The organism is Kitasatospora sp. NPDC004240 (assembly GCF_053603215.1).
This window is the reverse complement of the sequence record NZ_JBSGFD010000004.1, coordinates 1-13,085: the sequence shown is the minus strand read 5'-3', so window position 1 is coordinate 13,085 and position 13,085 is coordinate 1. Positions and strand designations below refer to the sequence as shown.

The following is a 13,085-nucleotide window of genomic DNA, read 5'->3' as shown; positions in this document are numbered from 1 at the left end:
GCTCTCGCCAAACCCCGCAGACCCTGTTGGAGACGGCTGGACCGGCCGAGGGCAGGGCCGTCCGGCCGGAGGCTGCCGATGGCAGCCGCGGCCTCGTCGGCGATAGCGGTGCTGCAGCGGGGTCCAGGGGACGCGAACGAGTCTCGCGGACAGGCCGCAGGCGGCTACGCGCATGTGTTCCGGCTTCGGGCGGGCCCGCGGCTAGAGTCATGGGCACGGGACGGGGCTGGTCGTGCACGTCATTGAGAGAACGGGCAGGTGGACGGAGATGTACCTCAAGAACGTGCGGGTCCGGAACGTGCGCGGCTTCCACGGTTCCCGCGACGTGGACCTCGATCTCACCAGGCCGGACGGCTCCTATGCGGGATGGACGGTCCTGGCGGGCCGTAACGGATCCGGAAAGACCACGCTCCTGCGCGCCATCGCGCTGGCCGTCAGCGGACCCAGCGCGGCGCGGGGTCTGGTGACCGGCTTCGACTCGTGGATCGGCACCGAACCGGGCCCTGCATATGCAGAGGTCTGCCTGGACTACGACTCGGGCAATGACCGGTTCACCACGGGCCGTCCCCCTGCTGGGCCGTTCTGGGCGGGCCTGAAGTGGACCGCGCCGGACCCTGGGTCGGTCTCCGGCCGTGCCGCGCAGCCGGCCCTGGAGATCCAGTCGTACAAGCGAGCTACAACTGCTCAGCGCGGGCCGTGGGCGGACAATCCCGTGGGCTGGTTCTGCGCCGGGTACGGGCCGTTCCGGCGCCTGGCCGGCGGCTCGGGGGAGGTGCAACGGCGGATGGCGGGTGCGGGCGCCGTGGCGCGGTTGACCAGCCTCTTCCACGAGGACGCCTCACTCGCGGAAGGCGTCAGCTGGCTCATCGAGCAGCACCTGCGCACCCTGGAGAGGAAGCCGGGCGCGGCGGAGCTGAAACTCATCGCACTGGAGATCCTCGGTGACGACCTTCTGCCCGACGACTATACGATCCGCAACGTCGACTCCGACGGCCTGTGGGTGGCCCACGGCGAACGGTCCTTCGCGCTGCGCGAGATGAGCGACGGGTACCGAACCGTGGCGGCGCTCGTCGTCGACATCCTCAAGCAGCTCCACGACACCTACGGTGCCATCCACCTGGTCCACGACAACGGACACCCTGCGGTGGTCCTTCCCGGGGTGGTGATCATCGACGAGATCGACGCCCACCTGCATGTCTCATGGCAGAAGCGCATCGGTGGCTGGCTCAAGGAGCACTTCCCACTCATCCAGTTCATCGTTACCACCCACAGCCCCTACATCTGCCAGGCCGCCGACCCAGGAGGCCTGATCCGGCTGCCCGGCCCCGACAGCCAGCAGCCGCCCGAGGTCGTCGGCGCGGAGCTGTACGACCGCGTGGTCTTCGGCAGCGGGGACGACGCGGTTCTCTCCGAACTCTTCGGCCTCGACACCCCCTACTCCGAGCGAGCGGACGAGGCACGCGCGCTGCTGGTCTCCCTGGAGATGAAGATCGTGGCCGGACAGGCCAGCGACGAGGAACTCGCCGCCTATCGGCAACTCAAGCACACCCTCACCAGTTCACCCAGCGCCCGCGTCGACGAGGTGGCCGCCCGACTGCACTCCCTCACCGGACACGTCGCGTGATCCGCATCAAACGGCTCCCGTTGCCGGAGCCGCCCCGCTCCCGGATGGCGGACTGCACCTGCAACATCGCCCTGGCGGAAAAGCCCGAGACCGAGGCACGCAGGCTGTGGAAGCACACGACTGTGCGCACCCACGTCCACGCCCGGCTGCGCGAGCTGCTGTCCGAGATGGCCGCCGGCCGAGAACGCTGCATGTACTGCGGCGACAACCAGGGCACCGACATCGACCACTTCGAGCCGATCGACCGCCACCCCCTGAGAGCCTTCGACTGGACCAACCACGTCCTCGCCTGCTCCCTGTGCAACAGCCACCTCAAAGGAACTGGCTTCCCACTCGGCGACGACGGCAGCCCATTGCTGATCGACCCGACAGCCGAAGACCCCGCACCCCACCTGCGCCTCGTCCTCGCGGTCGGCCAGTACTACCCGCTCACCCCCAGAGGCCAGGCGACCATCGACCTGTTCCACCTCAACCGCGCGATCCTGGCCAAGGGCAGAGTGAGCGCCTACCGAGTCACGAAGGCGTGCATCGCCCAATGGACGACCGCCACCGTCCGAGGCGATCACGTCACGGCCGAGATGTGGGCCCGGACTATCCAGGAACAGCCGATAGCCGATGTCGTGCAAGCCATGCTCCACCAGGCCCTCGAACCCGCTGCAGAGATCTTCTTCGAGAACGACAGCGAGCTCCTCCTCCAGCTGAAAGAACCCGGCCTCCGCGCAGCGCTGCTCATCCGGTAGTGCCTGTCCCCCAGTTCGGACGCACTGCGTCTCCCGCAGCTTCAGAGGATTTCTGAGGACTCTGTGGAGCCAGAGAACGGGTCATCGTGGGGTACGTCCAGGCTCCAGTAGGCGTAACGGGTGGCCAGGAAGTCCAGGACCGCTCCGCTGTCAGGACGGCGCTGACGCATCTCAAGGCCTAGGTTCCGCATGGTATGCATGGCGGAGATCGTCAGGGCTGTCGTAAGGCGCTCCCCGGTGAACATCGAGACCGGAAGCCGAGGATCCTCCACGGCTTCGGCACGGAACATCACGGCGGTCGCACGTCGCGCATCCGCCTCCGTACGCGGCGGAATCGGTACGCCCTCGTGGCGCACTCGCTCGTTGACGACCTCGACGGCGACCGCAGCCATGATGTGCCAGTCCAGCCATCCCTTCTCTCGCAGTGACGCGACGACTTTGCGGAAGCCGAGATCACCAGCGAGCCTCGGGAGCGTGTACCGGAGGATCTGCGGCAGGCGCTCGTACCTGTTGCGTACCATCACGATGAGCTGATCGGCGTCGTCCAGTGGGCCCGCTGAGCTATGGGCTGCCAGCAACGGGTGCTCGGCCGGGGCGTGCGACTGCGTGTCCACAGCTGGTAGATCGACGATCCGTTCGAACGCTGTGGCGGGCAGCATTCCGAGGAGCTCGTCATAGGGACGGCCCATGAGCACCTTGTGCCACAACCCCTCGGCGAAGGCATCATCGACCAGTCGCATGAACGCGTCCTGTGGCAGAAGCGAGTGGGCCAGCAAGACCTGGACGATGACATTGAAGAGTTCGACTTGGTGCTCATGCGGCTCGTTCGGATCGGTTGGCGACAGGCCGACGGACCATCCGTCCGCACTCTCGGACACCGTCGACCCGTTCTCCACCAGACGTACTCGGATCTTGATCTCGCAGGGCAACAGGAGGGGATCAAGTCGGCCCAGTTCCACGATTGCGATCTGAGCGGCCGCCGCGAATCGCTCCGCGGCCAGCACGTGGTCGCGCTGGTTGTAGGCACTGACCGTCCAGGTGGTGCCGTACGCCTGCCAGCGGTAGGTACGGATCGGTCCGATATCACTGAACGGCATGCCCATTCCGTGATCGATGGCGATCTGAGCCCAGTCGCTGAAACTGCGCGGAGCCTGGGGATCCGCGGCGGGCAGTTCGCTGAGGATTGGCTCCAGAAGAGTGTCCAGGTCGGTGGAGGCATGGAGGTGCTCCAGATGCGGCACGAGGTCGGGCCGGCTGGCGCGCGCTACCTCCAGGGCTCGGCATTGGACGGCAACCATCGCCGCGAACTCGGTGTGGAGTTCGAGGTTCCACGGGTCGTCGGCGAACATCGCCTGGGCGCGGACACCGACCTGGGCGAGGGTGGCCGAGCTGAGCCAGCTTCCGGCGAGGAAGTCGTACTCAGCGGCTCTGAGGATGCCGCGTGCGATGAATTCGCTGACGTCACTGCGACCAGTGGACTGTGCGACCGTCGCAGCCGTCAGGGCATGTTGTTTCGCGGCCAGGTAGAGGTTGAGCTGCGCATAGGTCTGAGCGGCGAACAGCATGGTCTGGAGGGAGTCCTCCAGGGTGTCACCGGACCACAGGCTCATCTTCATCGAGTGGATCTCGTCGAGGGCCCCGAGGAGGTCCTCGGCCCGCAGGAGTTGAACCGCACGTTGGCGGCTGAGTTTGGCCTTGCCGATCCCCCCGGGAGCCAGGGCCGCGGCTTCATTGAGTGCACGGTTGATTCGGCGGTAGTGGCGGTGGCGGGTCAGAAGCGGTGAAAGGAAGGAGAACAGTTCCGCTGTGCCGTCGACGGGGAACAGCGGGGCGCTCGGTAGGAGATCGCATAGCTTCGCAAGCGCCGACATACCAGCATCAATGTCGACGAGTTGATGGCCACTTACATCGGGATCGTCCTCGACGACTTCGACAACGGCCTGATGCCCGGACCGCGCTGCCGGTCGGGCAGTCGGGTCCAAACGGCCATGGAAGGCGATGCGGGCAGCGAGGGCGTGCAGTTCGGCTCCGCGGTTGGGCGGGGGATCCTCGGCGAGTAGCACGTTGACGCGGTCGCTGAGGGCCTGCTGCCAGCCGGCCAGCTCCTCAACTGTGACGTCCGTCAGATGGCGCCGCCACGCCCCGTGGGTGTAGCTGTGCAGGACACTGCAGTCCCGGAGGAGGCCCAAGTCTCTCGTGGAGGGCAGGACCGCAGAGAAGAATGCGCGGACCAGGTGGTCGGTTGGCCGGAGGGTGCCCGTGCCGCGTAGCGTCGCGACGGCGATCTCGTAGTGGAGGAGCGAGCGCACCGGATCGTCCGACGCGGTCGCAGCCAGCATGCGGTGCGCGTGGCCGATCCACTCGGCCACATCGGCGCGAGCGACGTCCGAGAACGTCGCGTGTCGCAACGGAGCTCGAAGGTCCACGAGTTCACCAGAGGTACCGTGCACCTCCACGCGCTCGCGCCACCGCGCACGCGCTTCCAGGTACCAGTCCGGCAGCTCCTTGTCGGAATCCGGTGGCGCGGGTGCCATCTCCGCCGGTGTCTGCAGGTGCGCCACGGCCAGGTGATACAGATCGGGCTCGGCTAGCTCTTGAGCGATGCCGAGCCCATCCCAGATGTCGAGCCCAACCCCGAGTCCCCGAGCCACCTGCTGGAGATCGTGCCGCTTACCCACAGGGACGGCCGCAACGGTGAAGTAGACGACCCGGTCGACCGGTTCACCCCTGGAACAGATGGACACCAGGTCACTGTTGATCTTCGACGGAACATCGCTCCGCTGGATCGTGCAGGCAAGGACCACCGACTTCCTCGAGGCGAGGCGTACGAAGGTGGTCGCCGTCGGAATCTCGTCCGGGAGCTGCGTCCAAAAGCTCTCAGCATCGCGGCCTTGGTCCCCGCCCGCACTGACGGGGCCAGTAGCCGGTAGGAGGTTGCTTGCAATCCGGCGACGCGCAAGACCGAGGCAGAGATGCTCGAACTCGTGGTGAGCGTTCCGCTCGCCCAGCGTGTCCAGGCTGAAACGGATATACCGGACAAGCTCGGTCTCAGATGCCATCTGCCCTACCTCGGCGAAGCGACGAATGCGCTTCCTGGCACAACGCTAGCCTGCCCCAGTGACACACGTCCGCAGGTATGTCCGCCCCAAGCCGCCAGCATGAACCAGCAGCCGGCCCACGCCACACCAGCCAGGCCCCCCCTATGCGGCGGGCCGCACAGCCGCACCCAGGCCGGAGCCACGCTCGGTATCCGCCCGGTCAGGGGCGTTGGCGAGGGCCAGGACGGCCTCGTCAGCTGAGTTCTCAAGAAGGTGGCCGTAGAGGTTGATGGCGATGGTTGAGTGGCGCATTGTTGGTCTCAATGGGCCGGGGCGAGGATCCAATGAGGCCGGCAGGGTGATGAAGGTTGGAGTCTCGGTGGAAGCCCGCAAGAGTGCAGGCCGTTCTCGACGACACTCTCCGTCAGGGAACGTGTTCGAAGCTGGAGACCTGGCCTCTGCCCTCACAGGGACCCGCTGCCGGCCGCGACATCGGCTGGGTGGCATCGCGAGACCAGCCGAAGGCGGGGACAAGGCGGGGACCACACGCGGCAGATCGATGCGCGCAGCGATCGTTCTTCCGCACGGACAACGCGTTCCGTTCAGCGCACCGCAGGCTGGGGCACACATCGCCGGGCGACTGGGGGTCAAGGGGTCGCAGGTTCAAATCCTGTCGTCCCGACTTGCATAACCGCAGGTCGTAGGCCGTTTCCGCTTCTGGCGGGAGCGGCCTTTTTGATGTCCCGTCGGCTGGTGGTCGCAGTGTGGTCGCAGCGAAAAGTCCCGTCTCCCGCACTACCCGGGTAAGTCGTTTCCGCTGTTCGTTACTTAATCAGGGTCAGGTGGTTGTGCTGTCCTGGATTGTGGTCGCCGGGTGGTTGCGGTGTGGGAATGAAGGGCTGCGGATCATCGCCTCCTGGTCGATTCGGGTGAGTGCGGTGTCGATGGTGTTGACGGCTTCGCGGCCGCTTGGGCGGTGAGGTGGCTGTAGATGTTGGCGGTGGTGGACAGCGTCGAATGGCGCCGGGTCTTGGATACGACGGTGAGCGGGACGCCTGCAGTGATGGAGATGGTGGCCGCGAGGTGGCGTGGGTCGTGGACGGTGGAAGCCGGCCGCCAGACCCTCGATCATCCGGCGCAGTCCCGCTCGGGCGGCTTCGGCGGTGGGGTAGTCGTCGCGGCGGATGTTGTTGCGCCGGTGGTCGGGGAGGGCATGTCGAGGGAGAACGTCCAGGTGCCGTGATCGGGGCAGCGGCCTGCGAGTTACTTGCCGTACTGGTCGCGGCAGCCGCACCAGCGGTAGACGTGCTCGACGTGGGCTGCGGAGCGCATGGTGATCTTCCAAGACGGGTCGTGCGAACAGCCAAGCTCATGGTCTCCTGTCGGGTGTCAGCAGACGGTGAACCCCTGCACTCACGCCGTGCCCGCATAAGGGCCAAATGGTGCTCCGACCTGCGGTGATCCCTTGCTGTGGCGACAAGTGCCCCTATGCCTCTCCGTCGTCGATGCTGCCGCGACCCTCCGCCGTGCCGCTACTGCGTCGTGTCGAAGCCGGCGGCGGTCGGGTCGTGGGCAGACGCTTCCGTGGCTCGCCGGACGGAGAGGTGGATGCGGCGGCGTGCGAAGTCGACCTCATCGATGAGCATGACGCGGACATCGTCACCCTCCCGGACGACCTCCGCAGGTGAGGCAACCTCGTGGGCGCTGAGTTCCACGAGGTGGACCAAGCCCTCGATGCCCGGTTCGATGCGGACGAAGGCGCCGAAAGGGACGACCTTGGTGACCGTACCGGGGACGACCTCGCCGACGTGGTGGGTGGCGAAGTAGCGCCGCCACGGGTCTTCCTGGGGGTCCTTGAGCGACAGCGCGACCTGCTCGCGCTCCAGGTCAACGCCGAGGACTTCGAAGCGGATCTCCTGTCCGACCTGCACGATGTCGGTGATGGCCTCGAAGTGTGTCCAGGACAGCTCGGGGACGTTGATGAAGCCCATCGCTCGCCCGAGATCGTCGTCCAGGTCGACGAAGACACCGAATCGGGGCGTCGAGGCCACCTTCCCGGTGCGGATCTCGCCCCTTCGTATGGTGCGGAGGAAAGCGCGGCGCTGGTCCGCCCGGGTGGGGTCGGTACGCCACCGGGCACGCAGGACGCCGTCCTCGTCGGGCAGGGCCGCGGCCATCAGCGGGTTGCGCTCGGCCGGTTGGAGTGGGACCAGCGCGAGGCTGTCGGACCGCCGGGAGTATCCGTAGGCGTCCGTACGGGATGCCATCCACGGGTCCGCGATCCGCGTGTAGATCCGGCCGTCCGGCTGCTGCACGACGAGGAGTTCAAGCCTGCCGGGCCGGCTCATGGCGTCGAGGATCGGGTCGATGTCGGTGGTGAGGTCCGGCCAGACGGCCAGCCTGGCGCGCGGAGTCAGCGCGGTGCGTACGGCGTCGAGGTTGGCGGGCGTCAGGCGGTGCCAGCGGGATCCGTTGCGGACGTAGATTTCCTCCAGGAGTACGCCATCGCGTTCGGCGACCAGGGCGGCGAGCGCGGTCCAGAACGCGTCGTCGGCCGGAGGTAGCACCTCCGTCCGGTCGAATGCCGGGTCGTATGGTGAGGCCTCGATCCGTTCGGCGTACAGGCCGAGTTCGCGGCAGCGGGCGATCGCGGCGTTGTAGGGGGCCGTGCTGCCGACGTATAGCTGCTGATCCTCGCCGACATGGACGAAGAACCGTTCTCCGTCCTGAAGCCGGCACCAGATGCCATTGCGGCGGAGCATCGCGCGCACCAGGCCGAGGCCGACGGATCGGGGGATGCGTGCGCCGTCGTAGTAGCCCGTGCGGTCGGGTGGGAAGAGGTCGGTGAGTCCGAAGCCTGCTGTCCCCGGGTGCCACGAGTAGTGGAAGAACCCGTCGAGCATCGGGTTGTCGATCGTCAGGTGCTCCACGCCGCTGTCGCGGGCGAACGCGTCAACTGCGTCCACCAGGGCGGCCACGACGAGGTTCGGGTCGCCGGAGAGCCCACCCGGCCGGTAGCTGCCCTCGGTGCGGTCCGTGAAGTTGTGAGGGGTGATGCGGTGGACGAAAGGCGGCACGTCAGCGCCCCGCAGGGCTCGAAGTCGCCCCGAGGGCCGGTTGCGGACGGGCAGGGGTTGTGATCACATACCGAGGGTACGGGCCCGGCACCCGGAAGCCAACGCGCCATTTGTGCTGCCGGTGGGCGCTGTTGTCAACGCTGTGACCGCAGAAGACCTGGAACCGACATCGTCACGGAACTGTCGCGCCGAGCGGCAGGCCCGTGGACCTCGAATGTCGCAGTCGGCTGTGAGGATGGCCGGCCATGGACATCAACGGGTTCTGGACCGTGGTTGAGGCAGTGCGGGCCGGGAGCAGCGGTCAGGACGGCAAGGAGTTTGTCGAGGCACCGGTGGACCAGCTGGAGAGGCTCTCGCAGGAGGAGATCCTCGGCTGTCAGGAGCGTTTCGACGAGGCGCACGATGCCGTGTACCGCTGGGACGTGTGGGGCCGCCGCCCATCTCGTCGGGGGAGGTTGCTCGGACGACCGTTTCATGGACTTCCGGGCCGGCCTGATCGCTCTCGGCCAGGAGTGGTACGAGCTGGCAGCCGCCACCGGGGTCCGCTCGGATGGTCGACATGACCGTCAACGATGTCGCCCGTTCGCTGCCCGATCCCGACACCCTGCGGGACCACTGCCGTGCTCTGGCGATGCTGGACGCGATGCTCAGCCCCGATTGGTCCTCGCGCTACTTCTCCTTCGACACCCGGTGGTCGCCGACGCAGGAGATGGCGTCGATGCGCAACGGTTCGGGGGACGAGTACTCGATCGTCTTCGCTCAGGCCGGGGTGTACATCCGGGGCTTCGACCACGAGTCGCCGATGAGCCCGTACGCGGAGGGCGAGGTGTGGCCGGGCGTGGTCGACTCCGTCCCTGAGGAGTTCCGCTCGTGTGTGGATGAGCCCGCGTTCAACGACGACGGAATCCCGACGGTGACCGCCTGCCTGTGGCGCGGGCCAGCCGATGAGCAGTGGCAGACGGGGGAGATCGACTTCCCGGAAGGCCATGCCGACCCCGATGGGTCCGACTGGCTGTTCGGGCTCCTCGTGGACCGATCTTCGGAGGCGTACGCGGGCTTCGCCAGGGACTACTACGAGATACCGGTGGACCTGGATGCCGTCCGGCACGTGTGTGCCCTGCGACCGCTCACGGATGACGTGGTACGCGCCCTCAACGCTGAGTTGACCCTCGCGGGCCTGGCCGAGGACATCGCCGAGATCGGCTACCCCACGAAGTAGGAACCGGGGACGGCCGCGGGCGGGTCGGTCGGTGCCCATCCGCGGCCGACCGCCTTCGCGTCGGGGCACGGCATCAGAACGCGGCGATCTGTAGGTGCTCGTGAGGACCCGTGGGGCTACCGACCATCGCCCCGGTGACCGGATCAGGGCTGAGTGTGCGTGGTCAGCCGCTGATGAGGGAGAAACCGAGGACCACTCCTGTCGAGACGCTGATCCTGCCGGGGGTCAGCCGACTCCACTGCCGCGCGCATCTGCTCCGCCCGGATGCGCCGTGGATCGAGGTGCAGTTCGTTCTGCATGAGGCAGTCCGCCATGAGCGTGCCTACCGGATTGCCGCACGCACACAGCTGGTTCGGGCCGTGCATGCCGCTCGGTCCGCAGCAGCCGATCCATGGCTCCCGTTCCGGGGAGCCCTGCAGCCCGACGGCATCGTGACTCGGTCAGGGGCCGGTTGCAACGCACACAGCGGAAGACCGTCACCGGCTCGCCTCCGTGTGGGGCTGGGGTTGGAACTCGTGGACCACCTCGATGCTGCCGACGATGTGCTGGTTGAACTCGTCCAACTCCTCCGCAGGCACCCACAGCTCGAGGATCGTGCGTCCGCCTGCCTGCTGGACCGGGTAGCGAGCGACGAAGCCGGCGTCGACCTCGAACCTGGTGACGTAGCCGACGCCCGAGGCGGGCACGTTCCAGTCCCGCGCGATGCGGATCGCGTAGTCCTCGTTCAGCACCGGGTAGAAGATCGGCTGCTCGGGTAGACGGGGCGGCCAGGCCCGCCAGCCTGACGCCTCGACCAACGCCAGTTCCTCCGGGCCGGTGGGCCGCCACAGCGTCACGGTCGTCGTCCGGGACATCGCCTGTTCTCCTCGGTCCGTACGGTTGAGCGCCCACCGTAACCGCGCCGCTGACCGGGGACGAATGATTTCGGTTCCCAGGATCGGACACTCTGGCACAGCGGTTGCGCGCTTCGATATTCGCTCGCACTGCCCACCGCAGCCTCCTACGATCAATACATCGCCAAGCGTTGAGCGCTGGGACGCAAGCGGGGCTGTAACCCCTGCTCCCTCAGGGATGGCGAGGTTCGATTCCTCGGCAACGCACTGGTCCGTAGCTCAGTTGGAAGAGCAGCCGTCTCCAAAGCGGCGTGCCGCAGGTTCGAGTCCTGCCGGACCAGCAAAGAACCGACCTTTTTCGCAGAACTCTCGAATCGGGCGACCAGCGGAATCCGGCTGACAGGAGAATCAGAAGCTGTGGCCGTGCTCACCCGGGCGAGCGGGGCTGCAATGAGGTTGTGAGGAAGGCCGCAGCCGAGGTTGCCATCGCGCACCGCTTCTCACGCGCCTCTCACGGACGGGACGTCATGAGTGGGCATCAGGTGTCATGCGGGGCCGAGGTGGGTGCTCGGTGGCTCGTCGGTACAGCTCGGGCGGGTGTGATGGTGGGGTCGGGTATTGGGGCGGCTCGCGGGATTGCCGCGTCTTACGGCCACGGAATGGATCTCTCGGTCCGTCGGCCCGCCGATGAAGGTGTGGGTGCGGGTGTACGTGGTGAAGCCCAGGGATTCGTAGAGCCGCTTGGGGGCGGGGTAGGCGGCGTCGCCTCGTGAGTGGACGATGGCGCGGCGGCCGCCGGCTCGGGCGAAGGCGTGCAGGACGGCGGTGCAGACGGCGCGGGCCAGGCCGAGTCGGCGGTGGTCGGGGTGGGTGCCGACGGGTTCGAACGCGCCGGTTGCGTTGATCGCGTCGTACCAGCCCTGGCAGTAGGCGACGACGTCTCCGGCGGGCGATGTCACCACGAGGTCGAGTTCGGGGCGGTAGGGCCAGGTCTCCCTCATGCGGGCGTGGCGTTCGGTGGTGATCCGGGTCGATCCGAAGGCGGCGCGGTGTGCGGCCGCCCGGCCGGCCACGTCGGTGTCGGTGTGCTGGGCTCGGATCGAGTAGCCGTCCGGCAGAGGGGGGACGTCCGGAAGATCGGTGAGGGGACGGTCTAGGCATGCCATGAACGGGCCGTCGGCAGCGCGCACGTATCCCCGCTGTTCCAGCGTGCGGACCAGGTGCGATTCGGTGCCGGCCACCTCGATGTGCAGCGGGCAGGAGGCGCGTTGTTCGGCCCAGACGAGGACGTCGTGGGCCAGTTCCGCGCGATCCGGGTCGACCTGGAGCATCAGGGTGTTCGGCAGTTCCAGCCAGCCCCAGGCGAGCGTTCTGCCGTCTTCCGTCCAGACGGCCGTCGGGCATTCGTCGACGCGGTCGAGGGACAGGCACCAGTTCCAGGTGAGGTCGCCCATGTGCCGGTATCCGGTCACCGGAAAGGTTCGGCCGGTCAGGTCCTGCATGGCGCGTAGTGCCACGGGGCCGGCGTGTTCCTGGCGTCGCATGAGTGCCATGGTGTCGACCGGCCTTCCGGCAGGCAACGGAGTATTCGGCCGGTGCGTACCGTCACGGCACGGCTGTTCGGATGGCCGGCCGACATCAAGGGGGATGACGCCGTGGGAGTTCTGAAGGTGACCGCGACTACGCCCAGCGCGACGCCGTCCTCCGGAGCGTCGCCGTCGCGGGCAAGGCCTTTGGCGCGGTCACCCCCGAGGCCGCCGACGCCCGGCTCGCGGAGCGGCAGGAGCGGGCGAGGACCGGCAAGCTCTTCGTCATGGTCCCGATGTTCATCGCCTCGGCCGTCCGCCCCTGACCCTCGCGGCCTCCCGGTCCGCCCGGCACCGCGCGCACCGCCCCCGCGCGCGGTGCCGGGTTCTCCCGTGCCCGCGGCCGTGGGCACGGATGGTGACCGGTGCCGTCGGCCGACGGGGTGCCGGTGCCCAGGGTCGTGGCGGGACGGTTCCCGGCCCGGGCGGGGCTCAGGAGGTGTGGACGGGCCGGCCCGCGACGGTGGGGTGGTCGCGCTCGATCAGGCCCTGGGCGGCGGCGCCTCCGGGGGAGCCGAGTTCGTCGAAGAACTCGGCGTTCGCCGTGCGGTAGCCGGTCCACTCCGCGGGGGTGTCGTCCTCGTAGTAGATGGCCTCCACCGGGCAGACCGGCTCGCAGGCGCCGCAGTCGACGCACTCGTCCGGGTGGATGTACAGGGACCGCAGGCCTTCGTAGATGCAGTCCACGGGGCATTCCTCGATGCAGGCCTTGTCCTTCACGTCGACGCAGGGTTGGGCGATGACGTACGTCATGGGGGTACCTCGTTCTCGTGCGGGTGGGGGCGGGCGCGGGGTCAGTCCGCGGCGGAGACGGTGGGGGTGCCGGGTTCGGCGCCCTCGGCCTGCATCTGCTCGGCGATCTTGAACGCCTCTTCGATCAGGGTCTCGACGATCTTGGATTCGGGGACGGTCTTGATGACCTCGCCCTTGACGAAGATCTGGCCCTTGCCGTTGCCGGAGGCGACGCC

The 13,085-nt window shown here is 67.7% G+C and carries 9 protein-coding genes, 1 tRNA gene and 3 pseudogenes; 7 read left to right on the top strand and 6 right to left on the bottom strand.

Going from position 1 to position 13,085, the window contains the following annotated elements; genetic code table 11:
- Window positions 1-268 precede the first annotated feature (268 nt).
- Together ACWEQL_RS01835 and ACWEQL_RS01830 are read left to right on the top strand one after the other, a co-directional pair.
- Complete coding sequence (locus ACWEQL_RS01835) at window positions 269-1,624, top strand: AAA family ATPase (protein WP_452148152.1); 1,356 nt, start codon at window positions 269-271, stop codon at window positions 1,622-1,624.
- Window positions 1,621-2,364 carry an HNH endonuclease gene (locus ACWEQL_RS01830; RefSeq protein ID WP_452148151.1) on the top strand — a complete coding sequence of 248 codons (744 nt, stop codon included), beginning with the start codon at window positions 1,621-1,623 and terminating at the stop codon, window positions 2,362-2,364. Before ACWEQL_RS01835 ends, ACWEQL_RS01830 begins: the two co-directional genes overlap by 4 nt.
- A gap of 41 nt (window positions 2,365-2,405) precedes the next feature.
- On the opposite strand, the gene ACWEQL_RS01825 is transcribed toward ACWEQL_RS01830, so the two are convergent.
- Window positions 2,406-5,423 (bottom strand): hypothetical protein, encoded by a 3,018-nt coding sequence (locus tag ACWEQL_RS01825; RefSeq protein WP_452148150.1) that lies wholly within the window; start codon window positions 5,421-5,423, stop codon window positions 2,406-2,408.
- A 970-nt stretch (window positions 5,424-6,393) separates the two neighbouring features.
- Between ACWEQL_RS01825 and ACWEQL_RS01820 the strand changes: the two genes are divergently transcribed.
- Complete coding sequence (locus ACWEQL_RS01820) at window positions 6,394-6,645, top strand: hypothetical protein (RefSeq protein WP_452148149.1); 252 nt, start codon at window positions 6,394-6,396, stop codon at window positions 6,643-6,645.
- A 289-nt stretch (window positions 6,646-6,934) separates the two neighbouring features.
- Here ACWEQL_RS01820 and ACWEQL_RS01815 read toward each other — a convergent pair whose 3' ends face one another.
- On the bottom strand, window positions 6,935-8,479 hold the full coding sequence (locus ACWEQL_RS01815; RefSeq protein ID WP_452148148.1) for a S1 RNA-binding domain-containing protein: 1,545 nt from the start codon (window positions 8,477-8,479) through the stop codon (window positions 6,935-6,937).
- A gap of 245 nt (window positions 8,480-8,724) precedes the next feature.
- On the opposite strand from ACWEQL_RS01815, the pseudogene ACWEQL_RS01810 reads away from it, so the two are divergent.
- The 3 genes and pseudogenes from ACWEQL_RS01810 to ACWEQL_RS01800 form a co-directional block, all read left to right on the top strand.
- Window positions 8,725-8,856, top strand: a pseudogene (locus tag ACWEQL_RS01810) (hypothetical protein); the annotation flags it as partial.
- Between the two features lie 25 nt (window positions 8,857-8,881).
- A pseudogene (locus tag ACWEQL_RS01805) lies at window positions 8,882-8,968 on the top strand (hypothetical protein); the annotation flags it as partial.
- A gap of 70 nt (window positions 8,969-9,038) precedes the next feature.
- Window positions 9,039-9,698 carry a hypothetical protein gene (locus tag ACWEQL_RS01800; protein WP_452148147.1) on the top strand — a complete coding sequence of 220 codons (660 nt, stop codon included), beginning with the start codon at window positions 9,039-9,041 and terminating at the stop codon, window positions 9,696-9,698.
- 476 nt (window positions 9,699-10,174) lie between these two features.
- Here ACWEQL_RS01800 and ACWEQL_RS01795 read toward each other — a convergent pair whose 3' ends face one another.
- Window positions 10,175-10,552 carry a hypothetical protein gene (locus tag ACWEQL_RS01795; RefSeq protein ID WP_452148146.1) on the bottom strand — a complete coding sequence of 126 codons (378 nt, stop codon included), beginning with the start codon at window positions 10,550-10,552 and terminating at the stop codon, window positions 10,175-10,177.
- Between the two features lie 247 nt (window positions 10,553-10,799).
- Between ACWEQL_RS01795 and ACWEQL_RS01790 the strand changes: the two genes are divergently transcribed.
- Window positions 10,800-10,872: transfer RNA gene (locus ACWEQL_RS01790), tRNA-Trp, on the top strand.
- A 204-nt stretch (window positions 10,873-11,076) separates the two neighbouring features.
- Here the strand turns inward: ACWEQL_RS01790 and ACWEQL_RS01785 are convergent.
- The 3 genes and pseudogenes from ACWEQL_RS01785 to ACWEQL_RS01775 all read right to left on the bottom strand — a co-directional run.
- Window positions 11,077-12,075, bottom strand: a complete 999-nt coding sequence (locus ACWEQL_RS01785; protein ID WP_452148145.1) for a GNAT family N-acetyltransferase — start codon at window positions 12,073-12,075, stop codon at window positions 11,077-11,079.
- Window positions 12,076-12,549: 474 nt separating this feature from the next.
- A complete protein-coding gene (gene fdxA, locus ACWEQL_RS01780; RefSeq protein WP_452148144.1) occupies window positions 12,550-12,870 on the bottom strand; it encodes a ferredoxin in 321 nt (106 codons plus the stop codon).
- A 41-nt stretch (window positions 12,871-12,911) separates the two neighbouring features.
- Window positions 12,912-13,085, bottom strand: a pseudogene (locus ACWEQL_RS01775) (flavodoxin-dependent (E)-4-hydroxy-3-methylbut-2-enyl-diphosphate synthase); the annotation flags it as partial.

Coding starts and splice junctions, on each gene's coding strand:
- ACWEQL_RS01835 (WP_452148152.1), top strand. CDS start 269: ATGTACCTCAAGAACGTGCGGGTCCGGAACGTGCGCGGCTTCCACGGT.
- ACWEQL_RS01825 (WP_452148150.1), bottom strand. CDS start 5,423: ATGGCATCTGAGACCGAGCTTGTCCGGTATATCCGTTTCAGCCTGGAC.
- ACWEQL_RS01820 (WP_452148149.1), top strand. CDS start 6,394: ATGTTGGCGGTGGTGGACAGCGTCGAATGGCGCCGGGTCTTGGATACG.
- ACWEQL_RS01800 (WP_452148147.1), top strand. CDS start 9,039: ATGACCGTCAACGATGTCGCCCGTTCGCTGCCCGATCCCGACACCCTG.
- ACWEQL_RS01795 (WP_452148146.1), bottom strand. CDS start 10,552: ATGTCCCGGACGACGACCGTGACGCTGTGGCGGCCCACCGGCCCGGAG.
- ACWEQL_RS01785 (WP_452148145.1), bottom strand. CDS start 12,075: ATGCGACGCCAGGAACACGCCGGCCCCGTGGCACTACGCGCCATGCAG.
- fdxA (WP_452148144.1), bottom strand. CDS start 12,870: ATGACGTACGTCATCGCCCAACCCTGCGTCGACGTGAAGGACAAGGCC.